This is a genomic window from Ruegeria sp. C12 (assembly GCF_056537745.1).
Genome location: NZ_JBQFSA010000006.1, coordinates 121,283 through 145,488 on the forward strand (window position 1 = coordinate 121,283; position 24,206 = coordinate 145,488).

Annotated in this window: 19 protein-coding genes and 1 pseudogene; 6 read left to right on the forward strand and 14 right to left on the reverse strand. The window is 59.6% G+C overall.

What is annotated here, in order from left to right; genetic code table 11:
* Positions 1 to 2: 2 nt before the first annotated feature.
* From ACR0C9_RS13090 to ACR0C9_RS13105, 4 genes are read left to right on the forward strand one after another with little or no spacing between them, the layout of a single operon-like run.
* Positions 3 to 896: a 2-dehydro-3-deoxygalactonokinase gene (locus ACR0C9_RS13090; RefSeq protein WP_170453794.1), complete on the forward strand. Its 894-nt coding sequence runs from the start codon at positions 3 to 5 to the stop codon at positions 894 to 896.
* Positions 893 to 1,498, forward strand: coding sequence for a 2-dehydro-3-deoxy-6-phosphogalactonate aldolase (locus ACR0C9_RS13095; RefSeq protein ID WP_170522801.1), 606 nt, complete (start codon positions 893 to 895; stop codon positions 1,496 to 1,498). The genes ACR0C9_RS13090 and ACR0C9_RS13095 overlap by 4 nt, the downstream gene beginning before the upstream one ends.
* A complete protein-coding gene (locus ACR0C9_RS13100; protein WP_480781194.1) occupies positions 1,495 to 2,355 on the forward strand; it encodes an SMP-30/gluconolactonase/LRE family protein in 861 nt (286 codons plus the stop codon). The genes ACR0C9_RS13095 and ACR0C9_RS13100 overlap by 4 nt, the downstream gene beginning before the upstream one ends.
* The gene (locus tag ACR0C9_RS13105) at positions 2,352 to 4,268 is read left to right on the forward strand and encodes a beta-galactosidase (RefSeq protein WP_480781195.1); all 1,917 of its coding nucleotides are present in this window, start codon (positions 2,352 to 2,354) and stop codon (positions 4,266 to 4,268) included. Before ACR0C9_RS13100 ends, ACR0C9_RS13105 begins: the two co-directional genes overlap by 4 nt.
* A gap of 38 nt (positions 4,269 to 4,306) precedes the next feature.
* Here the strand turns inward: ACR0C9_RS13105 and ACR0C9_RS13110 are convergent, their stop codons facing one another.
* From ACR0C9_RS13110 to ACR0C9_RS13175, 14 genes are all read right to left on the reverse strand, one after another.
* On the reverse strand, positions 4,307 to 5,569 hold the full coding sequence (locus tag ACR0C9_RS13110; protein ID WP_480781196.1) for an ABC transporter permease: 1,263 nt from the start codon (positions 5,567 to 5,569) through the stop codon (positions 4,307 to 4,309).
* Entirely contained in the window at positions 5,566 to 6,486 is a 921-nt protein-coding gene (locus ACR0C9_RS13115; protein ID WP_170453799.1) for an ABC transporter permease, read from the reverse strand. Before ACR0C9_RS13115 ends, ACR0C9_RS13110 begins: the two co-directional genes overlap by 4 nt.
* Positions 6,487 to 6,498: 12 nt before the next feature.
* The gene (locus ACR0C9_RS13120) at positions 6,499 to 7,611 is read right to left on the reverse strand and encodes an ABC transporter ATP-binding protein (RefSeq protein WP_170453800.1); all 1,113 of its coding nucleotides are present in this window, start codon (positions 7,609 to 7,611) and stop codon (positions 6,499 to 6,501) included.
* A gap of 114 nt (positions 7,612 to 7,725) precedes the next feature.
* The gene (locus ACR0C9_RS13125) at positions 7,726 to 8,850 is read right to left on the reverse strand and encodes an extracellular solute-binding protein (RefSeq protein WP_170523054.1); all 1,125 of its coding nucleotides are present in this window, start codon (positions 8,848 to 8,850) and stop codon (positions 7,726 to 7,728) included.
* A 145-nt stretch (positions 8,851 to 8,995) separates the two neighbouring features.
* Complete coding sequence (locus ACR0C9_RS13130; RefSeq protein ID WP_480781197.1) at positions 8,996 to 10,960, reverse strand: beta-galactosidase; 1,965 nt, start codon at positions 10,958 to 10,960, stop codon at positions 8,996 to 8,998.
* The gene (locus ACR0C9_RS13135) at positions 10,957 to 12,603 is read right to left on the reverse strand and encodes an amino acid ABC transporter permease (protein WP_480781198.1); all 1,647 of its coding nucleotides are present in this window, start codon (positions 12,601 to 12,603) and stop codon (positions 10,957 to 10,959) included. Before ACR0C9_RS13135 ends, ACR0C9_RS13130 begins: the two co-directional genes overlap by 4 nt.
* Positions 12,604 to 12,668: 65 nt before the next feature.
* The gene (locus ACR0C9_RS13140; RefSeq protein WP_170453804.1) at positions 12,669 to 13,418 is read right to left on the reverse strand and encodes a basic amino acid ABC transporter substrate-binding protein; all 750 of its coding nucleotides are present in this window, start codon (positions 13,416 to 13,418) and stop codon (positions 12,669 to 12,671) included.
* Positions 13,419 to 13,440: 22 nt separating this feature from the next.
* Positions 13,441 to 14,487 (reverse strand): LacI family DNA-binding transcriptional regulator, encoded by a 1,047-nt coding sequence (locus ACR0C9_RS13145; RefSeq protein WP_480781199.1) that lies wholly within the window; start codon positions 14,485 to 14,487, stop codon positions 13,441 to 13,443.
* The gene (locus ACR0C9_RS13150; protein ID WP_480781200.1) at positions 14,487 to 15,233 is read right to left on the reverse strand and encodes a sugar phosphate isomerase/epimerase family protein; all 747 of its coding nucleotides are present in this window, start codon (positions 15,231 to 15,233) and stop codon (positions 14,487 to 14,489) included. The genes ACR0C9_RS13145 and ACR0C9_RS13150 overlap by 1 nt, the downstream gene beginning before the upstream one ends.
* Before the next feature lie 81 nt (positions 15,234 to 15,314).
* On the reverse strand, positions 15,315 to 16,397 hold the full coding sequence (locus tag ACR0C9_RS13155; protein ID WP_170522770.1) for a sn-glycerol-3-phosphate ABC transporter ATP-binding protein UgpC: 1,083 nt from the start codon (positions 16,395 to 16,397) through the stop codon (positions 15,315 to 15,317).
* Positions 16,398 to 16,401: 4 nt separating this feature from the next.
* Complete coding sequence (locus ACR0C9_RS13160; RefSeq protein WP_480781201.1) at positions 16,402 to 18,057, reverse strand: alpha-glucosidase; 1,656 nt, start codon at positions 18,055 to 18,057, stop codon at positions 16,402 to 16,404.
* Positions 18,058 to 18,066: 9 nt separating this feature from the next.
* Positions 18,067 to 19,215 carry a carbohydrate ABC transporter permease gene (locus ACR0C9_RS13165; RefSeq protein ID WP_480781202.1) on the reverse strand — a complete coding sequence of 383 codons (1,149 nt, stop codon included), beginning with the start codon at positions 19,213 to 19,215 and terminating at the stop codon, positions 18,067 to 18,069.
* 5 nt (positions 19,216 to 19,220) lie between these two features.
* The gene (locus ACR0C9_RS13170) at positions 19,221 to 20,228 is read right to left on the reverse strand and encodes a carbohydrate ABC transporter permease (protein ID WP_170453810.1); all 1,008 of its coding nucleotides are present in this window, start codon (positions 20,226 to 20,228) and stop codon (positions 19,221 to 19,223) included.
* Positions 20,229 to 20,283: 55 nt separating this feature from the next.
* Positions 20,284 to 21,642, reverse strand: a complete 1,359-nt coding sequence (locus tag ACR0C9_RS13175; protein ID WP_170453811.1) for an ABC transporter substrate-binding protein — start codon at positions 21,640 to 21,642, stop codon at positions 20,284 to 20,286.
* Positions 21,643 to 21,862: 220 nt separating this feature from the next.
* Between ACR0C9_RS13175 and ACR0C9_RS13180 the strand changes: the two genes are divergently transcribed.
* Together ACR0C9_RS13180 and ACR0C9_RS13185 are read left to right on the forward strand one after the other, a co-directional pair.
* Positions 21,863 to 22,891 carry a LacI family DNA-binding transcriptional regulator gene (locus ACR0C9_RS13180; protein WP_480781203.1) on the forward strand — a complete coding sequence of 343 codons (1,029 nt, stop codon included), beginning with the start codon at positions 21,863 to 21,865 and terminating at the stop codon, positions 22,889 to 22,891.
* Between the two features lie 4 nt (positions 22,892 to 22,895).
* Positions 22,896 to 24,197, forward strand: a pseudogene (locus tag ACR0C9_RS13185) (GH1 family beta-glucosidase); the annotation flags it as partial.
* Positions 24,198 to 24,206: the final 9 nt, after the last annotated feature.

Below are 24,206 nucleotides of genomic sequence, written 5' to 3' on the forward strand. Positions count from 1 at the left end.
CGATGAAGACCGAATGGATTGCTGTCGATTGGGGAACCTCTCACTTACGGGCCTGGGCCATGCAGGGCGACACGGTGCTGGATCAGGCGCAGAGTGATCTGGGCATGGCCCGAGTTGCGCCGGGCGCGTTTCAATCTGCGCTGCTGGCGCTGGTGCAAGATTGGCTGGGCGATGCGCCCGTCGATGTCGTCGCCTGTGGCATGGTTGGCGCGCGGCAAGGCTGGGCCGAAGCGCCTTATGCCGCTGTGCCCTCGGCCCCCGTACCAAATGCGCCGGTTCGTGTTCCCGGCACCGATCCGCGTATCCGGGCCTTTATCGTGCCGGGTCTGAAACAAGCGACGCCGCCAGATGTGATGCGGGGCGAAGAAACCCAGATCGCCGGATTTCTGGCCGGGCACCAGAACTGGGACGGTGTGCTGTGCCTGCCCGGCACCCATACCAAATGGGTGCAGGTCAGCGCGGGCGAAGTGATCAGCTTCCGCACCTTCATGACGGGCGAGATGTTTGACCTGCTGTGCGGGCAATCGGTTCTGAAACATTCGGTCGGCGAAGGTTGGGATGAAGCGGCCTTTGCCGAGGCTGTGGCAGACACCTTGTCAAAACCGGAAAATCTGGCGGGCCGTTTGTTTGGTCTGCGCGCAGCGGACCTGTTGCAAGGGCAGGACAAGTCCATCGCCCGGGCGCGTCTGTCCGGCCTGTTGATCGGGGCCGAACTGGCTGCGACCCGGCCTTATTGGCTGGGCCAGCAACTGGCCATAATCGGTGCGGACGAGGTCTCGAAGATCTATGCGCAAGCCCTGCAGCAACAGGGCGCATTCGTCGAGACGGCGGATGCCACGCTCTCCACTCTGGCCGGTCTGGCACTGGCCCGCACGCTGACGAAGGAAACCGCATGAGCCGTCCGATCATCGCCATTCTGCGCGGATTGAAGCCTTCGGAGGCTGAAACCGTTGGCCGTGTCATCATCGAGGCGGGCATAGACCGGATCGAGGTGCCGCTGAACTCACCCGACCCGCTGGACAGCATCGCCCGATTGGCCTCTGCCTTCGGAGAGCAGGCGTTAATAGGTGCGGGGACGGTGTTGACCGTTCAACAGGTAGAGGATGTCGCACAGGCCGGTGGGAAACTGATTGTGTCACCGAATTTCGACGCCGAGGTGATTGCGCGCACGATTGCGCTAAACCTGCAAAGCTGGCCGGGTGTATACACGCCGACCGAAGCTTTTGCCGCCTTGAAAGCCGGGGCCACCGGTCTAAAGCTGTTTCCGGGCGTCACCGCCGGACCATCCGGTCTGGCCGCGCTGCGCCCGGTTCTGCCGCAAGGCACACTGGTCTTCGCTGTCGGCGGTGCAGGGCCCGAGAATTTCGATCAGTGGCTCGCCGCAGGCGCAGACGGGTTCGGCATTGGGTCGGCCCTGTTTAAGCCGGGTATGGACATCGCCGAAATCTCGGAACGGGCCATCCGGATTGTTGCCGCCTATGACGAGGCCGTGGGATGAGCGCCGTTTTCGACAACCGCCCCTGCGAATTGGGCGAAGGCCCGCTGTGGCACCCCGAACGGCAACAGCTTTTCTGGTTTGATATCCTGAACAAGCGACTGATGACCCAGGAAGCAGGCGAACAGAAAAGCTGGGACTTTTCCGAACATGTCTCAGCCGCGGGTTGGGTGGATCACGATACGTTGCTGATCGCCTCCGAAACCGGGCTGTGGCGGTTTTCCCTGACCACGGGGCGCAAGGATCTGGTGGTGGCGCTGGAGGCCGACAACCCGATCACCCGGTCGAATGACGGGCGCGCGGACCCGTGGGGTGGGTTCTGGATTGGCACCATGGGCAAGCGGGCCGAGCCGGGTGCCGGTTCGATTTACCGCTTTTGGCAGGGTGAGTTGCGCCGCCTTGTTCCCGATGTGACCATCTCGAACGCGATCTGTTTCGCGCCGGATCGATCATGCGCCTACTATGCCGACACCAAGACGCGGCAGGTCATGCGCTGGCCTTTGAACACCGAAACCGGATGGCCCGAAGGCGAGGCGTCGGTGTTTCTGGACCTGTGGACCGACAGGCTGAACCCGGATGGCGCAGTGGTCGATGCGGCGGGCAATATCTGGATCGCGCAATGGGGCGACCACCGGGTTGCCGCCTATGACCGCTCGGGGAAATACCTGCATTCGGTGCGTTTCGATGCGGCCCATACCTCGTGCCCGGCCTTTGGCGGCGATGAACTGACAACGCTTTTTTGCACCACAGCCCGCGAAGGGCTGAGCACCGAGGCGATCCAAACCCAACCTTCCAACGGAATGACCTTTACCGCGCCGAATGCCGGTCAGGGTCAGGCAGAACACAGAGTCCTCTTATGAAGCCAGAACTTGGCGTTTGTTATTACCCCGAACACTGGCCCGAGGCTGTTTGGGCCGAAGACGCTGCGCGCATGATTGAGGCGGGCTTGCGCTGGGTGCGGATCGGTGAATTCGCGTGGAGCCGGATGGAGCCATCGCCGGGCGAACTGCAATTTGACTGGCTGGATCGGGCTATCGATACGTTGGGCGCGGCAGGGTTGAAGGTTGTTCTTGGTACGCCAACGGCCACGCCCCCGCGCTGGATGCTGGACAAGCACCCGGATATGCTGGCCGTCGATGCTCAGGGGCAAACGCGTAAATTTGGATCACGGCGGCATTACTGTTTCAGCCATCAAGGGTATATTGAAGACTGCGCGCGGATCACCCGGATCATGGGCGAACGCTATGGCCGCAATCCGCATATCGCCGCCTGGCAGATCGACAACGAATATGGCTGTCACGACACGACACTTAGCTACAGCCCCCCTGCCCTGAAGGCGTTTCGGCGCTGGTTGGCGGATCGCTATGGTTCGGTCCAGGCGCTGAACGAAGCGTGGGGGAATGTGTTCTGGTCGATGGAATACAGCAGTTTCGACCAGATCGACCTGCCCAACCTGACCGTGACGGAACCCAATCCGGCCCATGTTCTGGCCTTCCGCCGATTTAGCTCGGATCAGGTGGTGGCGTTCAACAAGGCGCAGGTGGAGGTGCTGCGGGATCAGACCGATGCGCCCCTGCTGCACAACTATATGGGTCGCGTGCTTGAGTTCGACCATTTCGATGTGGGGGCCGATCTGGATATCGCCACCTGGGACAGCTATCCGCTTGGGTTCCTGTCGGATCGGCTGGAGGACAGTGCGGAGCACAAAACCAAATACCTGCAACAGGGCGATCCGGATATGCAGGCCTTCCATCATGACCTGTATCGCGCTGTCGGGCGGGGTCGCTGGTGGGTGATGGAACAGCAACCCGGCCCGGTGAACTGGGCCCCGTACAACCCAGCCCCCCTGCCCGGCATGGTCCGCCTGTGGTCGCTTGAGGCCGTGGCGCATGGGGCCGAAGTGGTCAGTTACTTCCGCTGGCGGCAAGCGCCCTTTGCGCAGGAACAGATGCATGCAGGATTACTGACGCCGGGCAATCGCCCTGCCCAAGCTTTGGCTGAGGCGCGCCAGACAGCCGATGATCTGGCCACCTTGGGCGCGGTTCAGCAGGAACAGGCCCGCGTGGCGATCCTGTTCGACTATGCCTCGGATTGGGCGTGGAAAACGCAGCCTCAGGGTGCCGGGTTTGACTATTTTCGGCTGGTATTCTCGGCCTATCGCGCGCTGCGGCGGGCCGGGGTGTCAGTGGATTTTGCCCCGGCGAACGCCGTTCCCGACGGCTATGCGATGATCCTTGCACCGGGGTTGGCGACGGTGGATGAGGGCCTGGAACAGCGTCTGTCAGACGCCTGCGATCTGGCCATTCTCGGCCCGCGAGCCGGGGCCATCACCGGCGATTTCCAAATCCCCACGACGGGCCGCCCCGGTTTGAACGGTTTGGACTGCGAGGTCGATCTGGTCGAGACGCTGCCACCGAATATCCAGCGCCCTGTGGCAGGTGGCGGATCGGCACAGCACTGGATCGACCGGGTATCCGGTGCCGCCCCCGACCTGCTGAGCTTTGAGGATGGAACCCCTGTCCTGAAAGGGGACGGCGGATTGTGGTATCTGGCCGGGTTCCCGGATGAGGCGCTGTGGGACCGCGTGATTGCGATGGCTGCGGAAAAGACAGGGCTGATCCTGCATCCCCTGCCCGACGGGTTGCGAAAGCGTGAAACGGCCCAGCAGGTTTTCCTGATCAACTACAACGCCGAAGCTGTTGAATGGGACGGTCATTGCATTGCGGGTTGCGATGTCCTGATCCTGAAACGCGCTCGGCCCGAACGGATCTAGCTTCCGTCCGGGCCGAGGCTTTTGTTCAGAGCCTGCGATTAGTCGCTTTGCAGACTGTTGGGGTCAAAGGCCCCGCCAAAGCCGCCATTGTTTGATGGCTGCTCTTCGGTCTCTGACTCATCGTCTTCGGCCTCTCCGCCACCCAGCGCATTGGGGGCAAACACGTTTCCGAATCCGCTGTTGTTCGACGGTTTCGGCGCGGTTTGCGTTGTGCCTTGTTCGGCCTCTTCCGCCTCGCGCTGTTTGCGGCGCTCCTCACGCTGCTTGCGCAGTTCCTGAATGCGCTGTTCGGCTTCCAGCTGTTTTTGCTCGCGCACGTCGGCGATGCACTGACCGGGGTTGTAGGCCGTAGCCGTGCCCACGACCGTGATCGTCGCAACCGCAAAGACCACCAGCAGAACCGCAGCCATATTGCCCGCGAAGAAGCTGGGCAGTTTGATCTTGCTTGCCAGTTCCTCAACGGTGGCGTTCTTGCGCGCTGCGGCCACCAGTTCCTGACGCTTCAGCTTGGCCTCGTTCAGCAGGGCAAAGAACACCGTCAGAACCACGATGATAAAGGCCAGCGCCGAGATCGAAGGCGTGATGCCATAACGCACCTTCTGCGCCAGTTCGATGGTCAGCGTCGGGTATTCGCCAAAGGTGAAGGTGGTGGTGTTGTAGTTCTCGAACGAGGCGAGAAACGCCAGCACCGCCGCCGACGCAATCGCCGGGCGCATGAAGGGCAGCAGGATCTTGCGGAACGCCTGCGCGTGGGTTGCACCCAGGTCCAGCGCCGCCTCGGTCAGGGCCACGTCATAGCGTTGCAGACGCGCCACCAGAACCAGCATGCAATAGCTGGCGATAAAGGTGGACTGGCCGATCACCGTCAGGAAAATCCCGTTCGACAGCACGCTGTCCGCACCCAGGCCCAGCATCCGGTTGATCCGGTCCCAGAACACCAGCGTCGAGATACCCAGAACAACACCCGGGATCAGGATCGGTGCGATGATGATCGTGTAGTAGGTGGCGCGCAGCTTGGGCCAGATCTGCGTCAGCAGCAGCGCCCCGGCCAAACCCATCGCCACCGACAGAACAACCGTCCCGGCCCCGATGATCAGCGAGTTCTTGATGCCGTTCAGGATGCGTTGATCCTGAAACAGCTCTCCGAACCACTGGAAGGTCAGGCATTCCCACGGGCTCATCCTGGGGAAGCTGGGCGAGTTGAAGGCGGTAATCGACATGATCACCAGCGGTCCCAGCAGGTACAGGAAGAAGATCGTCAGATAGACCCAGATACTTATGCGGAGGAAGGAATTATTCATTTCCCGATATCCCCCATGTTCACCTTGAACAGGCGCATCACGGCCAGCACGAACAGGATACAGGTCACCAGCAGCACGATGGCGTAGGCGGCCCCTTGTGGCCAGTCATTGTTGTCGTTGAATTGCTGATAGATCAGCTGCGTGAACCACAGGCTGGACGGCCCGCCCAGAATTTGCGGCGCGGCCAGCGCACCGGCGGACAGCATGAAGACCATCGTACAGCCCGAACTGATGCCCGGCTTGGCATAGGGGATCACGACCCGCCAGTGAATGCGCCACCATGGGGCACCCAGATCGCGCGCGGCCTCGATCTGATTGCCGTCGAGACTTTCGATCACGTTATACATCGGGAAGATCATCAGCAGGATATAGGCGTAGCCCAAACCGGCATAGAGCGCGATGTCGTTGCGGATGAAATCGAACGGCGTATCCCAGATACCCAGACCCATGAACAGGGTGTTCAGAACCCCGGTCTCACCAAAGATGATCCGCAGGGCAAAGGCGCGCAGGATCTCGTTGATCCAATAGGGGATGATCAGCATGATCGCGAAAATGCGGATGTGATTGCCCTTGGACTGACCCAGGTAATAGGCAATCGGGTAGCACAGGATCAGGTTGAAGATCGTCACACAGACCGCCGCCAGCAACGTTCGGAAGAACACGCGCAGATCGACTGCGTTGTAAGCCTGACTGCCGCCTTCGGGGCCGTAGATCAGGTATTTGTAGTTCTCCAGCGTGTAAACGTCCTTCGGGCCACCAATTTCAGGCGGCGGCAGGTTGGGACGGAACGAGAAGTCCAGCATCGACAATTGCGGCAGGATGATCAGGCCGATGGTCCAGAACAGGACCAGACCAAGGATCATCAACCCCATGCCGGTGCCATTGCGGTTGAAGAAGTCTTTCAGAAATCGGGGCATCTGTTGAACCCCTTACTCTGCCGCCAGTTCACCCGCGGGAACCAGAACCGCATTGCGGGCCTCGTATTCCAGCGTGATGGTCTGGCCGGTGTGATCTTCGAAGGATTGCCCCAGGTTTGGCAGAGATACCTTGATCTCTTTCCCGCCGTCGCCTTCGGTGAAGATGTTGAAGACGTTGCCCTCGAATTCTTCGTGATTGACGCGGGCGGTGACAAAGTGATCTCCGGTCGCGCCATCCGGGGCAATGGCAAAGGCTTCGGGGCGGATGAACATCATCGCGTCATCGCCCTCTTTCATCTTGCCCTGATTGGCGGACGAAATCCGCGCCACCAAATCGCCCGAGCGGTTGGTCGCGATCAGCGCCTCGTTGCCCATCACCTGTTTGATCTTGCCACGGAACACGTTGTTTTCGCCCACGAATGAGGCCGCAAAGGCCGTGTTGGGATCGTTGTAAATCGTTTTGCCATCGGCAATCTGGTCGATCACCCCGGCGCGCATGACAGCGATATTGTCCGACATGGTCAGCGCTTCACCCTGATCGTGGGTGATGTAGATGAAGGTGATGCCGACACGCTGTTGAATTTCACGCAGCTCGGTGCGCATGTGCTGGCGCAGTTTCAGGTCCAGCGCCGAAAGCGGTTCGTCCAGCAGCAACACGTCGGGTTCGGCGCACAGCGCGCGGGCAATGGCGACGCGCTGACGCTGACCGCCCGAAAGCTCGCTGGGCAGTTTGTCGCCCTGCCCCGGCAGCGCGATCATGTCCAGCAACTCGTCCGCGCGTTTGCGGCGTTGCGCGGCGCTGGCCCCCTTGATCTCCATCGAGAAGGTGATGTTCTCCCACACTTTCATCAGCGGGAACAACGCGAGGTTCTGGAAGATCAATGCGGTCGGGCGTTTGTTGGGTCCGATCCCGCGCATGTCATTGCCACCGATCAGCACCTTGCCTTCGCTGGGATCAAGAAACCCCGAAACCGCGCGCAGGATCGTTGTCTTGCCACAGCCCGAGGGGCCAAGAAACGAAAAGAAATCGCCCCCGTTGATGTTCACATTGGCATCGCGCACGGCGACGAAATCGCCGAAACGGATCCACAGGTTTTCCAGATCTACTCCGACCCCTGCACTCATTTTAGATATCTCCGTCTGGGGCACATGACTTTCGCACCCTGATAGGCCTGTCGCGCCACAAGGGCGCGCAGGGATCAGCCCCCCGCATATGCAAGGGGCCGGGGTTCGAAACGCTTAGGCGCTTTTGAACTTGTTGACGAACTCGGTGCGGGTTTCCGCATACCAGGGCGCTTCGGCAGGCCACGGGTTGAGGTTGGCCAGCGAGTCGCCCGGATAGGCCTCGGCAAAGTTCTTCTTGTAGGTGTCGCCCGAATACTGGTCGGCACCAAGAACGGGCGAGTTGTACCCGTGGCTATCAATCGCAACACCGGCCGGCTTCGCCTGATAGGCAAAATCGATGAAGGCATAGACCTGATCGATATTGGCAGCACCCGTTGGCATCGAGATACCGTCGACCCAAGCCATCGCACCTTCGACCGGTGCCTGATAGTGCACAGGCTCACCGGCCGATTTCAGGGCCAGCGGCGGGCCGTCCCAGGTCTGGCCGACCACAACGCCTTCGTTCAGTAGGCCGTTTTTCTGCGTATCCGCGTCGTTCCAGATCAGCTTGATCCGATCCTTGCGCGCCACGCACCAGTCGGTGATCTGACCCCAGACCTTGCGCATGGTGTCTTCGTCACCATAAGCGGCCCAGACCGAACCCGGCTCCATCTCGCCCGAGCGTTCCATGTAGAGACCCGCGCCCAGCATCATCGAATGTGCACGGCCCATGGTCTTGCCCGCGTTCTCTTCCGACCAGACGTCGCCATAGGACGGCGCGTCGCCTTCCGGCAGCCACAGGTCGGTGCGATAGGCGATGCCTTCGGTGCCCCAGATATGCGGCAGCCAGTGTGCGCCGCTGTCACCAAAGTTCCACGCGTCGGTGCCGATTTTGGCCATTGCCGGGTTCACCAGATCAACCGGAACCTTGTTCATGTCGAACGGTTGCAGCAGTTCCAGCGGTTCCCACTGAAGCGAGCGGTTGTTGGTGGGCGAGACGATGTCAAAACCCTGGCCCTTGGTGGCCTTCATCTTGTTGATGATTTCTTCGTTCGACCCGATACCGGTGTAGTTCACCTTGATGCCGGTCAGCGTCTCGAATTCCTCAATGAAGCTGGGCGGCAGGTAGTCCGACCACATCAGGATATTGATCTCACCCGACGACGCCAGCGCGCTTTTGCTGTAAAGCGGTGCGGCCAATGCAGCCGCGCCTGCGCCTTTTAGCACCGTGCGTCTGGAAAGGGATTTCCGTTCTACCATTTTGATGTCTCCCATAGTTGGACGTTTGTTTTTGTTATGTGATTGCAGGCCAGAATGTTGCGGCAGAGCTTTTTGTCCAAAAGTGACAGTTGCCAGTTTCCATGAGTCCAGTTTGCAGCCACGTCCGGTGTTTTCCGTGAGGGTGTCACGACTCGTGCCAGACAGCGATACCATAGGGCGGGATTCTCGAACTACCAATAACGTACTGGCGTGAATCGTCGAATTTAAGAACCTGTTCATCGGGGCCGAAGTTAAAGGCAAAGCCCAGATCACCCCGGCGGGTGATCCGCAGATCAGGCCCGCAGTCCGTTTTCCGTAGTCCGGCCCAGTCCAGAACGTCTACCAAAACAGCCATTAACAGGTCGCCGCGCGGGATCATGGCCAGATAAGTCGCCCGGTCCGACCGCACAATCGCCGGGCTTCCATCCCGGTAAGCGCTTGAAAAACAGCCAAGTACCTGATCGCCGGTCTCGATGACCTCGCGCCAGCCCGTGAAGGGATACGCCGATCCATCGGGCATCCGGACGGATTCCTGTACCAGATCGGGAAGCGATTCCACCCGCAGAACCCGGACACCCGCCAGATCGGACAACACGCCAGGCGCCAGATTTGATGGCGTGTGCATGTCATGGGTCTTGCTGCCAGCGCGCGCGCCGATCAGCAGTTTGGCCTTGCTGGCCTGAAGCTTTTCCGCCAGTGCAGGCGAGACGATCATGGCCTGAGGAATCACGATCAGGCGATACCCGGACAGGTCGTCATCTGGCCCTATAAAATCCAGATCAACCCCCTGCGCGCGCAATCCGGCATACCATTCCCGCAGGATATGGGCGTTTGGAAAGGCGTCATCATGGGGCAGAATATCGGCGGCCCAGATTGAGGTATAATCCAGCAATATCGCCACCTGCGCCTTTTGCCGCTTTACCGGAGGCAGCGCATCGCGCTCGGCCGCGACCTGTTCAAGTTCAATTGCCGCCTGATCTGCGCTGCCATCAGACCGCAGCAGCGCGGTGTGATATTGCTCTTGCGCGAAGCGGGCCTGCCGCCAGCGAAAGAACATCACCGCCTGCGCACCATGGGCATATGCGGCCCATGTCCAAAGCCGGATCATGCCATCCGCAGGCGAGGGGTTCTTCTCGGCCCAGTCCACCGGGCCGGGCTGCTGTTCCAGCACCCACATGCGCCCCCGCCCTTGCGAGCGATAGAGGTCGCAGTGAAACCCCTGATAATCCGGCGCGCCGCTACGGAGATAGCGGTGCTTGTCCGCGTCCGACAGGGTCGATCCCAACAGGTTGCCCAGCGGGTAACTGTCAAACCCGACAATATCCAGATCCTTGGCAACGGCGTGGTGATCGAACTCGAAACTACCTGCCATGAAGTTGTGGGTGATGTCCCGGCCCGGCGCATGTTCCCTTAGAATATCCGCCTGCGCCTTGTTGAAAATCCGGACCCGATCCGAAGAATAGCGCGCGAAATCCAGCGCATGGGTCGGGTTCGGCGTCGCAACCAGCCCGTTGGGCAATTCGATCTGGTCAAAGCTGGAATAGAGCATTCCCCAGAACACCGTACCCCATCTTTCGTTCAACGCCTCAATCGAGCCGTAATGGTCCCGCAACCAACGGCGGAACCCGTCGCGGGCGGCGTCCGAGTAGCTCAGCACCGTGTCGTGGTCATTATACTCATTGTCGATTTGCCAGGCATGAACATGCGGGTTCTGGCCGTACCGCCGCGCGTATTCGGTCGCGATACGTCGGGCTTCTTCCAAATAAACTTCGCTGGAAAAACAATAATGCCTGCGCGAACCGAACCCGCGCACGCGACCGTCAAGGCCGACGGGCAGAATCTCGGGGTGTTCGTCGATCAGCCATTTTGGCGGCGAGGCTGTCGGCGTCGACATCATCACACGCAGGCCCGTATCGCCCAGAATACCGATCACCTCATCCAGCCAGCCCCATTCGAACTGACCGCGCTTGGGCTCGATCAGCCCCCAGGTGAATTCGGCAATGCGCACCCAATCCAGCCCCATTTCGACCATCCGCGTCGCATCGTCACGCCATTGGGACGGGTCCCATTGTTCGGGGTAGTAGCAAACACCAAGTTCCAACCGGCTCATCTGGTGTCCTTCGCGGTGCGGCGTTCGATCCATTTCAGGAAGCTGGCGCAGCCCAAAGTGATCACGACATACAGGATCGCCGCCGTATTGAAGGGCGCAAAGGGCAGGAAGCTGGCGGCCTGAAACTCTCGCATCCGCTGGGTCATGTCACGCACCGACAGGATCGACAGCAGCGAGGTGTCCTTGATCATCGCGATGAATTCGTTGCCCAAAGGCGGCGTCACGATCCGCAGCGCCTGCGGTAGCACGATCAGCCGCGCTGTTTGCCAACGGGACAGGCCCAGAGAGTTGCCTGCCTCCAACTGTCCCTTGGGGATGGCTTCGATCCCGGACCGGAAAATCTCGGCCATGTAAGCGGAATATCCGACCGAAATGGCGATAATCCCCCGCGTCATGTTGGTCATGTCGATACCGCCGCCGGTCGCATCTTTCACGGCCCCGGCCAGAGGCAGACCGATATAGAGGATGATCACCAGCATCGGAATGCCCCGGATCGTGTCCACAAAGAACTCAGCCCCAACCGCAAGCGGATGCAGTTTGTGTTGCGCGCCACCAATAGTCAGGGTCAGTAGCAGGAAACCGAACACCGCAAAGGCCAGCGCCGGATTGCGGAACTTGTCCGGTAGAAAGCTGGTCTGCCACAACACCGGATAGCCTTGTGTATGCGCCTCGACCGGCACAAACGCACCCGAGACGCTGTCGACGGTTTCGATCTGCTCCAACGCGCTGGCCGCATCGGTTGCGCTGCGGATGCGGTATTGTTGATCTCCTCCGCCGTCGAATTCGCCAAACCGGATGATATCGGCCTGCGCTTGCGGCGTGCCGCGCACGATGGCGATCCGCGCCTCGGTGCTGCCGACGAGGATATAGCTCACCTTTGGCTGCATGAAGAAAAACGTCGAAATGGCCAGCAACGACAGGCTGATCGCCCCGTAGATCATCGTCGTACGCGCCCTGGCCTTGAACGATTGCAGCCCCACCCAGATCAGCCCAAGGATGGCCGCAAATATGTAGGCAAAGATCGCCGCGCGGAATGTGATGGCGACGCCGGTGGCAAACTGCCAATGGGCCATGAACATCAGATAGAACAATGCGGCCCCGGTCAGGATTTCAAACCCCAACTGCACATACCCGCGCATCGGATTGGGCAAACGGCCCGAGACCGAACACAGCGCAATGATCACTGCGTAAGCTGCCAGCAAAACCTGTAAACCCGTCTGCACCTGCGCGACCACCTCGGGGAACAGCACCCAGGTTTGGTTGGACCGGTCAATCAGGGTCGACGTGTTTTCGCTGAGGGCATGAAAGAACACGGATTCGGCGAAAGGCATCAGCATTTGCGGTGCGACAAGGGCCAGTATCGACAAGCCAACCGCCACCGGAAACGCTGCCAGCGCGGCGAGGCGCAACCAAAGGGGGGCTTGCGATTGGAACCGGGTGTGCCGGGCGCAGAGGTATCCAAGGATTGCGGCCGTCAGGACCAGCAGAAAGCCCACAAAGATCGGCCCTGCATTGTTGCCGATCCCCAGAATGGCCACCAGGGACCGCAGGTATTTCGACGACGTGGCGAACAGGTAAATGATAAACGGCGCGGCGGCGAGCAACACAAGGTTGCTCGGGCGGATCGAGCTGAGGCGCGACATGGGGTTCTCCGCTAAGTCAAAGCCCCGGCGATTGGGTCCGCCGGGGCTGTTCGTGTCTTATGGGATTAGTTGGTGCCCCAGTATTTCGCTTTCAGTTCGTCCAAAGTGCCGTCTTCCTGAATGGCGGCCAGCCCGGTGTTGATCGCATCCACGGTCGGGTCGCCTTCCTGAAACACGATGCCCAGCGGGTCGGATTGCAGGCCGGTGATGCCCACGGTCAGCTCTCCGGCGAACTCCTGCTCGTAAGCCGAAGCCGAGGTGCCGTCGATGATCACGCCCTGCACATCGGCGTTTTGCAGCGCCAGAATGGCGGCCGAGAAGTTGTCATACAGGCTGACATTCTCGCGCCCGACCAGTTCTTCGGCCAGTTGTGCGTTGGTGGTGCCGGTCTGCGCGGCCAGTTTCTGACCCCCGGCCTTGAAGTCATCCAGCGTCATGTCGCCATTGTCCACCTGCAGCAGGATGGCCTGGCTGACGATGATGTAGGGTTCGGAAAAATCCATGGTCTCTTCGCGTTCATCGGTGATCGACACACCCGAGATCACCAGATCGAACTCACCCTGCTGAAGCGCGGCAAAGATGCCGTCCCAGGCGGTGTTGACGAAGTTGGGCACGCAATTGACCTTGGCGCAGATCGCATTCATCACGTCTACGTCGAAGCCCACGATCTCACCCGTTGTTTCATCCACGGTTTCCATCGGCGGATAAGTGGCATCCGTCCCGATCTTCAGCACGCGGCCTTCAAGATCAGCGGCAAAAGTTGCGGGCGCGGTCATCGCGGCAAGGGCCGCTGCGGCAAATAGATGTTTGAACATGTTCGGTTTCTCCTTTGTTGGATCAGTTGGATTGCGCCAGTTCCGGCGCGGGGGTGTCAGGTTGCCGCTCGATTAAGGTGGGCCTGATCTTTTTTTGAATTTCTGACGGGTCGGCCCCGTCCAGGGATTTCAGCATGAACTCGCCCAGCAGACGGCTGGTTTCGCCGATCGGCAGGTAGTAGGTGCTGGGCGGCGGCACGAAATACTGGCTGAGTTGCAGATCGTCGGTCGATATTACCACCACATCCCGCCCGACCTGCACGCCGGATTTGGCAGCCGAGGACAAAACGCCCAGCGTCATCGCCTCATTGGCGCAGATGATTGCTGTGGGTGGGTTTGAAAGCCTCGTAAATGTCTGGAAAGCCATTTCACCCGACAACGCGGTGGTCGGCCCGTTGAACATGAGGTCTTCGGAAAATCCGATCTGCGCAGCGGTCAGAGCCTGCACATACCCCTCTTCCCGTTGCGACGCATAGATCAACTCGGACGGTGGATTGACCAGCGCGATCCTGCGGTGCCCCAAACGGATCAGTCGCCGGGTCGCATCAAATGCTGCCGCCTGACTGTCGAAATCAACATAGGGGTGGGGTTGGGTGGCATCGCTCATCCCATATGTCACAAAGGGAAAGTTCTGTGCTTGCAAATACGCAATGCGCGGATCGTTCCTGAGCGTACCCGAAAAGATCACCCCATCGGCCAGACCCTCTTGCACGATATTGCGCAAAGTGGTCATGGCGCCGTTCAAGTTCGAGACGCTGAATACGCTCAGTTGATAGCGTGAGCCCTGCAAGGCGCCCGATATTCCGGACAGAATACGTGTGAATTCAACACCTTCCCACTCCTCAGGCTCATGAGCCGAGACGCCAACCAGAACCGCAATACGATAGGATTTGTTGGTGCGCAGTTTCAGGCCGTCCAGATTGACCCGGTATCCCTGCTCTTGCGCAACCTTCTGGATCGCCTCGCGCGTTTCGCGCCTGACAGATGCGTCATCGCGCAAGGCGTTCGAGACGGTTCCAACCGAATAGCCCGTTTGACGGGCAATCGACTTGATCGTCGCCCGCGCCATTACGCGGCTGTCCTCAGCTGTTGTTCCAGAAACCTGCGCCCGGTTTCCAGCGTGGCCTTGAGGTCGGTGCTTTCGTCATGTTCGACAAACAAATCCGCGCAGCCGGTCCGCGCAAGGGCCGCCAACAAAGGCTCCCAATCAACGACGCCCTGCCCCAGATCGCGCCAGCGATCATCGCCTTGCTCGGTCGGATCGACATCCTTGGCATGGATGGACAGGATCGAACCCGCGTGGCGCTGAACCATGACCACAGGATCCAGACCCACCGCCACAACCCAGCCAATATCGGGCTGCCAGTAGATGTTGCCTTGCGACAGAATCAGATCAAGCGGGGTGTCACCCGCCTCGCCCTGCAGATCGAAATCGTGGTTGTGATAGCCCAGCCTGACACCCTGCGCGGCCAAACGGGTGGCCCATTCGGATAGCTGATGCGCCACCTTGGACCAGTCTGCACGAGATTTTGGACGCATCTCTGGTGACAGCCAGGGCATGATCGCCACCGGGCAATCCAACAGGTTCAGAACCGCTGAGACCTCGTCAAACCGGTCTTCGAACTCTTCCCAGTCAAAATGGGCAGACCGAACCCGCAGGCCCGAGCGTTGAACGATCTCTGCCATCTGGGACGGCGTCAGTTCGTGTAAGCCCGTCGTCTCGACATCCGCAAAACCGCAGGTCGCTGCCATGTCCAGCTGATCGGCCAGACCCCCGCAATGCCGGACTGTGTAAAGCTGCGCGGAAATACGCATATCCCACCATTGAAACGTTTCAAATATGGTGGAATACGAGGGGCGCGCTTGTCAAGCACTCCGCACGGCCCTTGTTTTCGGTTATTTTCGCATCGACATTCCGTTGTGGAACAAATGCACCTTGTCCGGGGCGGCGGTCACCGACGCGGTCTGGCCCCGCAGGTTTCGTTGCACGCCGGGCAGTTTGGCGATGACCGATTCTGCCCCTTCGGATTTCTCGAAATAAAGCAGTGTGACCTCGCCCAAGGCTTCGGTGAAATCGACGGTGCCGGACAGGATCGGATCGCTGTCGGTCAGGACAAAATCTTCGGGCCGAACGCCAATATTGACCTGTTTGCCTTCGTCCCCAGCCTCGGTCGGGATTGTCGAAATCGCCGTGCCGCCGGAGGCTAGCGAAACGGTCGTCATTTGCCCGGTGCCTGTGATTGTGCCCGGCAACAGGTTCATCGAAGGCGAGCCGATGAACTGCGCCACAAACTCATTGTCCGGCGTTTCATAAAGCTCCAGCGGCGTGCCGACCTGCGCAATCCCTTTATTGGCCAGAACCACGATCCGGCTGGCCAGCGTCATCGCCTCGACCTGATCGTGGGTCACGTAGATCATCGTGCTGTCAGGCATCGCCTCTTTCAGGCGCGCGATCTCGATCCTTGTGGCCACGCGAAGGGCGGCGTCGAGGTTCGAAAGCGGTTCATCGAACAGATACACCTTCGGGTCGCGCACAATCGCGCGCCCGATAGCAACCCGTTGCCGCTGACCGCCTGACAGCGCTTTGGGCAAGCGATCCAGAAACGGTTCAAGCTGAAGGATTTTGGCGGCGCGCTCGACCGAGGCATCGATCTCGGACGCTGGCATCTTGGCGATTTTCAGGGCAAATGCCATATTCTCGCGCACGGTCATATGCGGATAGAGCGCATAGGATTGGAACACCATGGCGATGCCGCGCTGTGCAGGCGGGACTTCGTTCATGACCTGCCCTTCGATCTCTAGCGTGCCACCAGAGATCTTTTCCAACCCTGCGATCATCCGCAGCAAGGTGGATTTACCGCAGCCCGAGGGGCCGACAAAGACAATCAACTCACCCTGTTCAATATCCAGATCGATATGTTTCAGGACATCAACAGGACCATAGGACTTGGCAACGTCCGTCAGCTTGAGTTCAGACATAGCTTTACCCCTTTTCCCTGATCATCAGGCAGAATTGTGCTTCGTTCAGTGTGACTTGCCCGGTACCATCCACCGCGCCAAGGTCCTGACCAATTGGCCGCCAGTTACCTTCCGGCAGGCGCAGATCGGCACTGTCCGAGCCCAGATTGAAGGCGCAGAACACCAGTTCGGTTTCATCTTCACGCAGGAAAGTCAGGATCGGTCCGGTTTGCTCCATCCGCGTCTGCGTGCCCGAGGCCAACGCGGAATGCGCCTGACGCAAGGCAATGGCACGGCGATAGTGGTTCAGCATCGACATCGGATCATTTTCCAACCGATCCACCGCCTGTTCAGCCTGCGCCCCGCTTACCGGCAACCATGGCTCAGTTGCGCTGAAACCGGAATGTTCATCCTGTGCGGCCCAAACCATCGGCGTCCTGCAACCGTCGCGCCCCTTGTATTCGGGCCAGAACTCGATGCCGTAAGGGTCTTGCAGCTTTTCAAAGGGTACATCCGCTTCGTGCAGACCCAGCTCTTCGCCCTGGTACAGACAGGCTGAACCGCGCAGGCACATCATCAACACAGCATGTTGCCGGGCGGCAGCCTCGGTCAGATTCCAGCGCGAGGCATGGCGGGCGACGTCGTGGTTCGAAAACGCCCAGCAAGGCCAGGCGTCGCCTGCTTTCGTTTCCAACTGATCAAAGACCTGCTTGGCGTAGTCGGCCGTCAGCGCGCGCTTTTCCAAAAACTCGAACGCGTAGCACATATGCATTCGCTTATCGCCGGTGGTGTATTCGCCCATGATCTCAAGCCCGCGTTGGGCATCCCCGATCTCGCCCAGACAGGCGCGGCCTTCATATTCGTCGGTCAATGCGCGAAGACGTTCCAGAAACGCGATGTTTTCCGGCTGGCTTTTTGAGAACAGGTGATCCTGATGGTTATACGGATTAACCGCAGGCGCGATCGAGGCGTTGCGCTGATCTTCGGGCAGCGCCGGATTGTCCCTAAGCGCTTTGTCGTGGAAATAGAAGTTGATGGTGTCCAGGCGGAACCCGTCAACGCCCATATCCAGCCAGAACCGGGCAACGTCCAGCAGCGCGTCCTGCACTTCAACGCAGTGAAAATTCAGGTCCGGCTGCGAGGTCAGAAAGTTGTGCAGGTAGTATTGCAGGCGACGGGAATCCCATTGCCAGGCCGAGCCACCAAAGATCGACAGCCAGTTGTTGGGCGGTGTGCCGTCCGGCTTGGGGTCGGCCCAGACAAACCAATCGGATTTCGGATTGTCTCGGCTGGCCCGACTTTCGCTGAACCACGGATGCTGGTCCGAAGTATGCGACAGCACCAGATCGATCATGACTTTCAGCCCCTTGGCATGGGCCTTGGCCAGCAGGTCCTGAAAATCGGCCAGCGTGCCGAACATCGGGTCCACGTCCCGATAGTCGCTGACATCGTAACCGAAATCCTTCATCGGAGATTTGAAGAAGGGCGAAATCCAGATCGCATCCACGCCAAGCGACGCGATGTAATCGAGCCGTTGAGTGATGCCTTTCAGATCCCCGATCCCGTCGCCATTGCTGTCCTGAAAGCTGCGCGGATAGATCTGATAGATCACACCGCCGCGCCACCACTCGGACGTTGCTTTGGTCGAATTGGAAATATCCTGGATGTTTTGCACGTTCATCAGACGCCTCTATTTGACAGATCCGGCCAACAGGCCCCGGACCAGATATTTTTGCATTGCGAAGAACACGACCAGCGGCACGAAGATCGACACAAAGGCCGCTGTCGCAAGGATTTCCCAATTGCCGCCTCGGGTTCCCAAAAGCTCGACAATCCGGTTGGTCATTACGGTGGTCTGACCGGTTGCATCGATCAGGAAAACCTTGGCGACCAGCAGGTCGTTCCATGTCCACAGAAACTGGAAGATCGCGAATGAAGCCAGCGCCGGGAAGCTGAGCGGCAGGATCAGCTTGGTGAAGATCTGGAACTCGGTCGCGCCATCGACGCGGGCGTTTTCGATCAGATCACGCGGCAATCCGGCCATGTAGTTGCGCAGCAGGTAAATCGCCAACGGCATCCCGAAGCCCGTATGGGCCAGCCAGACACCCAGATAGCCTTTGCCGATCCCGATGTTCAGGTGGAATTTCAGCAGCGGTATCAGCGCCAGTTGCAACGGCACCACCAGCAGGCCGACCACCGCCGCGATCAGCAGCGCCCGGCCCGGAAAATCCATCCAGGCCAGCGCATAGGCCGCAAAAGCCGCCACAAGGATCGGGATGATCGTCGCCGGGATCGTCACCGTCAGCGTATTGAAGAACGCCTTGGCCATATTGTCGTCACCGCTGTTGCTCAGCAATACAGTGCCGTAATTCTCCATCGTGAATTCCGACGGTACTTTGGCGGTGACAAAGACACGCGCGCCACGATTGCCGGTGAACGCCTCGGAGTTCTCCATTCGGTAGTTGCCGTCTGCGTCCACGGTGATTGTACCGCCCCTGCGCAACTCCGCCACATCGCCGGGTGCAAAGGCATCAATCTCACGCGCGCTGATCCCCCATTTTGAAATCGTCGCCTGCTGCGCTTCGTCGAACAGGTTGCCCTCGATCACATAGAGATCACCCTGTTGCACTTGAGTTTCGGGCGCGGCGGCGCGGATCGTCAGGTTCTGTTCCGACGGGAACATGGCGCGCCACCAGCCGCTGCTGGAAATCTGATCCGCCGTGCGGAACGAAGAGATCAACAGCCCCAGTGTCGGCACCAGCCACAACACGACCAGAAAGATGACCGAGCCATGAACCACCCATCTGAGGGCGGGTTTGGTTCCTGCAATATCGCTCATACCCGCTACTCCATTTCCTTGCGCGCATTGCGCACGTTCCAGACAAGGATCGGGGTTACCAGCAGCATGATGACCATGGCCGAGGCCGAACCGACCCCCCAGTCATCGCCCCGGAACAGCTTGTCATACATGTAATTGGCCAGGACCTGCGTCTCCCACTGGCCATTGGTCATAGCAAAAACGATGTCAAAGACCTTCAGCACCGTGATCGTGATCGTCGTCCAGACCACCAGAATGGTTGTCTTGATCTGCGGCACCTTGATCTTGAAAAAGATCTGAAACGGGTTCGCCCCGTCCAGAATAGCGGCCTCGATCGTTTCTTCGGGAATACCCCGCAGGGCTGCCGACAGGATCACCATGGCAAAGCCGGTTTGGATCCAGATCAGGACGATCATCAGGAAGAAACTGTTCCAGAACGGCACCGTCAGCCAGGTCTGCGGCTCGGTCCCGCCAAAGAAGATATAAAGCGCGTTCAGGATGCCGATCTGGTCCTGTTCGGCTGGCCGGGCGTCATAGACCAGTTTCCAGATGACCGATGCACCGACGAAGGAAATCGCCATCGGCATGAAGATCAGCGATTTGGCAAGATTGCCCCAGCGGATGCGGTCGGTCAGTTGCGCAACCAGCAGACCAAAGGCCGTGGACATCGCAGGCACCACGATCAGCCACAGCATGTTGTTGCGCATGGCCTCCCAGAATTTCGGCTCGGCTGCCATCTGGCCGTAGTTTTCCAGCCCGACCCATCTGTACCCGCCGCCGGGCACGCGTTCCGTGAGGGACAGACGCAAGGTTTCAACCACCGGATAGGCCAGATACAGCCCAAGTGCGGCCAGCGCGGGAAACAGAAACAGCCAGGGCCGGATCATGTTCGCGCGGTTGATGTTGCGTCCCGCATTCGGCCCGCGCGGCGGGAACAGGACTTTGTCCAGAAACTGGTTCGAGAGGTAGAAGTAGCCCACGCAACCCGACACACCGATGATGATGGTCAGCAGGCCCTGAAGTGCCGGTGTCATGACGCCCTCATGTGTTTGGAAACGGGGCAGCCGGTGGGCCGCCCCATAACATCAGTTACTTCGCGGCATCCCACGAGGACTGGATTTCGCCGGTGACTGTGGCGGCATCTTTCGCGCCCGACGAATAGTCGACCATACCGGTCCAGAAGGTCCCCGCGCCGACCGCACCGGGCATCAGGTCCGAGCCGTCAAAGCGAAAGGTGGTGGCATTGGTCAGAATCTCACCCTGTCCGCGCTGCGTGTCATTGGCGTAGTTCTCGGGGTTTGCCCCCAGATGCGGGGTCAGGAACCCGTCCTGCGACATCATGATCTCATGCGCGAAGGGGGTTTTGAGGAATTCCATGAAGGCCTCGGCCGCCGGGTTCGGGTTGGTGATGGTGAACAGCGTGCCCGCACCCAGAACCGGGGTGCCCAGATCCTTCTCGGCATAGGCCGGGAAGTAGAAGAAATCGGCATCCACACCCAGTTCGGTCCCTTCCGGGAAGTAGGCCGGAATGAACGAGGCCTGACGGTGCATCATGCAGGCCGGCGGGCTGTCGAACAGACCCTTGGGGCTGTCGCGGAAATCAATCGCGGCGGTGTCATCGGCATCACCCACGACGTAGTCGTCATTGCGGGTGAAGCTGCCATATTCCTCGATCGCGGCGATCACGCGCGGATCGTCGAACTTCATTTCGTTCGAAACCCACTGGTCATAAACCTCGGGCGGCTGGGTGCGCAGCATCAGATCCTCGACCCAGTCGGTCGCGGGCCAGCCAGTGGCACCACCAGACGCCAGACCAACACAAAGCGGCGTTTCGCCATCTTCGACCATCTGGTCCATCAGTGCTTTGAACTCTTCCATGGTCTGGGGCACTTCGTAACCGAAATCCTCAAAATTCTCGGGGATGTACCAGACCAGGGATTTCACGTTCACATTGAAGAAGAAGCCGTAGAACCCGTCTTCACCTTCGGCATTCTCGAATGTCCCAAGATCAACCCAGGACTGCCCGGCGGCAAAATTCTCTTTGATCCAATCCGCCGACCCTTCGGCCAGAGGTGTCAGATACCCGTTCTTTGCCATGTTGGCGGCAAGGCCGGGCTGCGGAAAGACAGTCAGGTTGGGGGCCGACCCGGCGGCAGCGTCAATCAGGATCTGCTGTTCCAGCGAATCCGACCCGACATAGCTGGCATTGGCGCCGGTTGCATCGATGAAATAGGCCACGAGGTTCTCGAAAGAATCGCCCTCACCCGCCAGCCATGGCCCGAAAATCGTCAGGTCCTGACCGGTCAGGTCATGAGCATCGGCAAAAGCCTGCAACCCATCCCAATCAAAGTTTCCATCGCCGACCGCGTGAATCATTTCACCTTCGGCATGCGCGGACCCGGCCATCAGGGCGAGCACCGCCGCGCCTGCATATAGCGAGTGTTTCATCAATAATCCTCCCAAGACAACAACGCGCTTCTGAGATTCGTTTTTCAAAGCGCTTTGGATGCGGAACTTTATCCGCTAACATTCAGCCTCTGTCAACAATCTGTTTCTGATACTGCACTATGGTTGGCAGAGTTCGAATTGACGGAATACAGGTTGACGAATGGTCGATTTGGCCACAAAACAAGTTTAACACCTCATTTGAAGGCGCTTTGAACCGCTCATGAACCTGAAACAGCTCTCGGAAATCCTGGGTCTTTCACAGACAACCGTCAGCCGCGCGCTGAACGGCTATCCGGAGGTGAGCGAGGATACGAGGGTTCGGGTTCAGGCCGCTGCGCAGAAACATGGATACCGACCGAACAGCCGGGCCAAAGGGCTGGCGACGGGCAAATCCATGGTGATCGGGCATGTGATCCCCAGCTCATCCCAGCATGAAATGGTGAACCCGATTTTTGGGGATTTCGTCGCCGGTGCTGCAAAGAAATATGCCGAGCATGGCTATGACATGATGTTCACTAATGCCGACGACACCTCGATCGAAGAAGCTTATCGCAGCCTGTTTCAACGCGGCGCGGTAGATGGGGTCGTGCTGCAAGGTCCCAAGGTGAACGAGCATCGGATTTCAGTGCTCAGCCGCATGTCCGTGCCGTTTATCGTGCACGGACGTTCAACTGGGGTGGACATGCCTTATGACTGGATCGACGTGAACAACAAAAGTTCGTTTCAGCGCGCGACCCGGTTTTTGCTGGATCTGGGCCATCGCCGCATCGCGCTGATCAACGGGCTTGAGGATATGGATTTCGCCCATCGCCGCCGCGACGGCTATCTTGCTGCGCTGGCGCAGGCCGGGCTGGAGCTGGATCCCGATCTGATGCGCAGCGCCGAAATGACCGAAGTTTACGGCCATCACGAAACCCGCGCCATGCTGGCGCTGGACAATCCACCCACCGCAATCCTGACCTCCTCCATGATCTCGGCCATTGGTGTGCGCCGCGCTTTGGAGGAGGCCGGTTTGCAGATGGGCCACGATGTATCCGTGATTGCCCATGACGACGACCTGTCCTACCTCAAGAACGGGCAGGACGTGCCCATTTTCACAGCCACACGCTCATCCGTACGTCAGGCAGGGGAACTGGCCGCCGACATGCTGATCGAGCGCATCAAGTCCCCGAACGATCCGACCAAAACCAAATTGCTCGAGGCGGAACTGGTCGTGGGCAGATCAACCGGCCCGGTGCCAAGCAGGTAACAAAATGAAATACACCCGCGCTGATTTCCCCAAGGATTTTCTCTTTGGTGTGGCAACTTCGGCCTATCAGATTGAAGGCCACGCGAAGGGCGGCGCTGGCCAGACCCATTGGGACACCTTCGCCGCCTCGCCCGGCAATGTCGTGCGCTGCGAAAACGGCGATCTGGCCTGCGATCACCTGAACCGGTTCCCGCAGGATTTCGATCTGGTGCGCGATGCCGGGTTTGATTGCTATCGCTTTTCAACCAGCTGGGCGCGGGTCATGCCCGAGGGGCGCGGTCAGGTCAATCAGGCCGGGCTGGACTACTACGACCGCCTGACCGATGCGCTGCTGGATCGCGGTATCCGCCCCTGCGCCACGCTTTATCATTGGGAATTGCCTTCGGCCCTGGCCGACCTCGGCGGCTGGCGCAACCGCGATATTGCCGGGTGGTTCGCCGATTTCACCGAGGTCATCATGGGCCGCATCGGCGACCGTATGCACAGCGTCGCCCCGATCAACGAGCCCTGGTGCGTGAGCTGGTTGAGCCATTTCGAAGGGCACCACGCCCCCGGCATGCGCGACATTCGTGCGGCGGCGCGCGCCATGCACCATGTTCTGCTGGCCCATGGGCGCGCCATTCAGGCCATGCGGGGGCTGGGGATGAACAATCTGGGCGCGGTGTTCAATCTGGAATGGGCCGAACCCGCCGACAGCAGCCCAACAGCGCGCGAGGCCGCCGATCTTTATGATGGGATTTACAACCGGTTCTTCCTGGGTGGCGTCTTCAAAAAAGCCTACCCGCAGAATGTGCTGGACGGGTTGGAAAAGCACTTGCCAACCGGTTGGCAGGACGATTTCGAAACGATCGGAACGCCAGTCGATTGGTGTGGGCTGAACTATTACACCCGCAAGCTGATCGCCCCGTCCGACACCGCATGGCCCAGCCTGAAAGAGATGCCCGGCCCGCTGCCAAAAACGCAGATGGGGTGGGAGATCGAGCCGACGGCCCTTTCCCGTTTTCTGACCCGCACGGCGCGGGATTACACAGGGGACCTGCCGATCTATGTCACCGAAAACGGCATGGCCAGCCCCGAGCGGCAGCAGGATGACGACCGGATAGAGTATTTGAATCAGCATCTTACGGCGGTGCAGACTGCGCTGGAACAGGGCGTTCCGGTCAAGGGGTATTTCATCTGGTCGCTGCTGGACAATTACGAATGGGCGTTCGGCTATGAAAAGCGGTTCGGGTTGGTCGATGTGGATTTCGACACGCTGGAGCGCAGACCCAAAGCCTCGTTTAACGCGCTGAAATCGGCGCTGGCGCAAGGTGAA

What these genes read in the sequence shown, in the direction of transcription:
- ACR0C9_RS13090 (WP_170453794.1), top strand. Translation starts at nt 3, where the DNA reads ATGAAGACCGAATGGATTGCTGTCGATTGGGGAACCTCTCACTTACGG.
- ACR0C9_RS13095 (WP_170522801.1), top strand. Translation starts at nt 893, where the DNA reads ATGAGCCGTCCGATCATCGCCATTCTGCGCGGATTGAAGCCTTCGGAG.
- ACR0C9_RS13100 (WP_480781194.1), top strand. Translation starts at nt 1,495, where the DNA reads ATGAGCGCCGTTTTCGACAACCGCCCCTGCGAATTGGGCGAAGGCCCG.
- ACR0C9_RS13105 (WP_480781195.1), top strand. Translation starts at nt 2,352, where the DNA reads ATGAAGCCAGAACTTGGCGTTTGTTATTACCCCGAACACTGGCCCGAG.
- ACR0C9_RS13110 (WP_480781196.1), bottom strand. Translation starts at nt 5,569, where the DNA reads ATGAATAATTCCTTCCTCCGCATAAGTATCTGGGTCTATCTGACGATC.
- ACR0C9_RS13115 (WP_170453799.1), bottom strand. Translation starts at nt 6,486, where the DNA reads ATGCCCCGATTTCTGAAAGACTTCTTCAACCGCAATGGCACCGGCATG.
- ACR0C9_RS13120 (WP_170453800.1), bottom strand. Translation starts at nt 7,611, where the DNA reads ATGAGTGCAGGGGTCGGAGTAGATCTGGAAAACCTGTGGATCCGTTTC.
- ACR0C9_RS13125 (WP_170523054.1), bottom strand. Translation starts at nt 8,850, where the DNA reads ATGGTAGAACGGAAATCCCTTTCCAGACGCACGGTGCTAAAAGGCGCA.
- ACR0C9_RS13130 (WP_480781197.1), bottom strand. Translation starts at nt 10,960, where the DNA reads ATGAGCCGGTTGGAACTTGGTGTTTGCTACTACCCCGAACAATGGGAC.
- ACR0C9_RS13135 (WP_480781198.1), bottom strand. Translation starts at nt 12,603, where the DNA reads ATGTCGCGCCTCAGCTCGATCCGCCCGAGCAACCTTGTGTTGCTCGCC.
- ACR0C9_RS13140 (WP_170453804.1), bottom strand. Translation starts at nt 13,418, where the DNA reads ATGTTCAAACATCTATTTGCCGCAGCGGCCCTTGCCGCGATGACCGCG.
- ACR0C9_RS13145 (WP_480781199.1), bottom strand. Translation starts at nt 14,487, where the DNA reads ATGGCGCGGGCGACGATCAAGTCGATTGCCCGTCAAACGGGCTATTCG.
- ACR0C9_RS13150 (WP_480781200.1), bottom strand. Translation starts at nt 15,233, where the DNA reads ATGCGTATTTCCGCGCAGCTTTACACAGTCCGGCATTGCGGGGGTCTG.
- ACR0C9_RS13155 (WP_170522770.1), bottom strand. Translation starts at nt 16,397, where the DNA reads ATGTCTGAACTCAAGCTGACGGACGTTGCCAAGTCCTATGGTCCTGTT.
- ACR0C9_RS13160 (WP_480781201.1), bottom strand. Translation starts at nt 18,057, where the DNA reads ATGAACGTGCAAAACATCCAGGATATTTCCAATTCGACCAAAGCAACG.
- ACR0C9_RS13165 (WP_480781202.1), bottom strand. Translation starts at nt 19,215, where the DNA reads ATGAGCGATATTGCAGGAACCAAACCCGCCCTCAGATGGGTGGTTCAT.
- ACR0C9_RS13170 (WP_170453810.1), bottom strand. Translation starts at nt 20,228, where the DNA reads ATGACACCGGCACTTCAGGGCCTGCTGACCATCATCATCGGTGTGTCG.
- ACR0C9_RS13175 (WP_170453811.1), bottom strand. Translation starts at nt 21,642, where the DNA reads ATGAAACACTCGCTATATGCAGGCGCGGCGGTGCTCGCCCTGATGGCC.
- ACR0C9_RS13180 (WP_480781203.1), top strand. Translation starts at nt 21,863, where the DNA reads ATGAACCTGAAACAGCTCTCGGAAATCCTGGGTCTTTCACAGACAACC.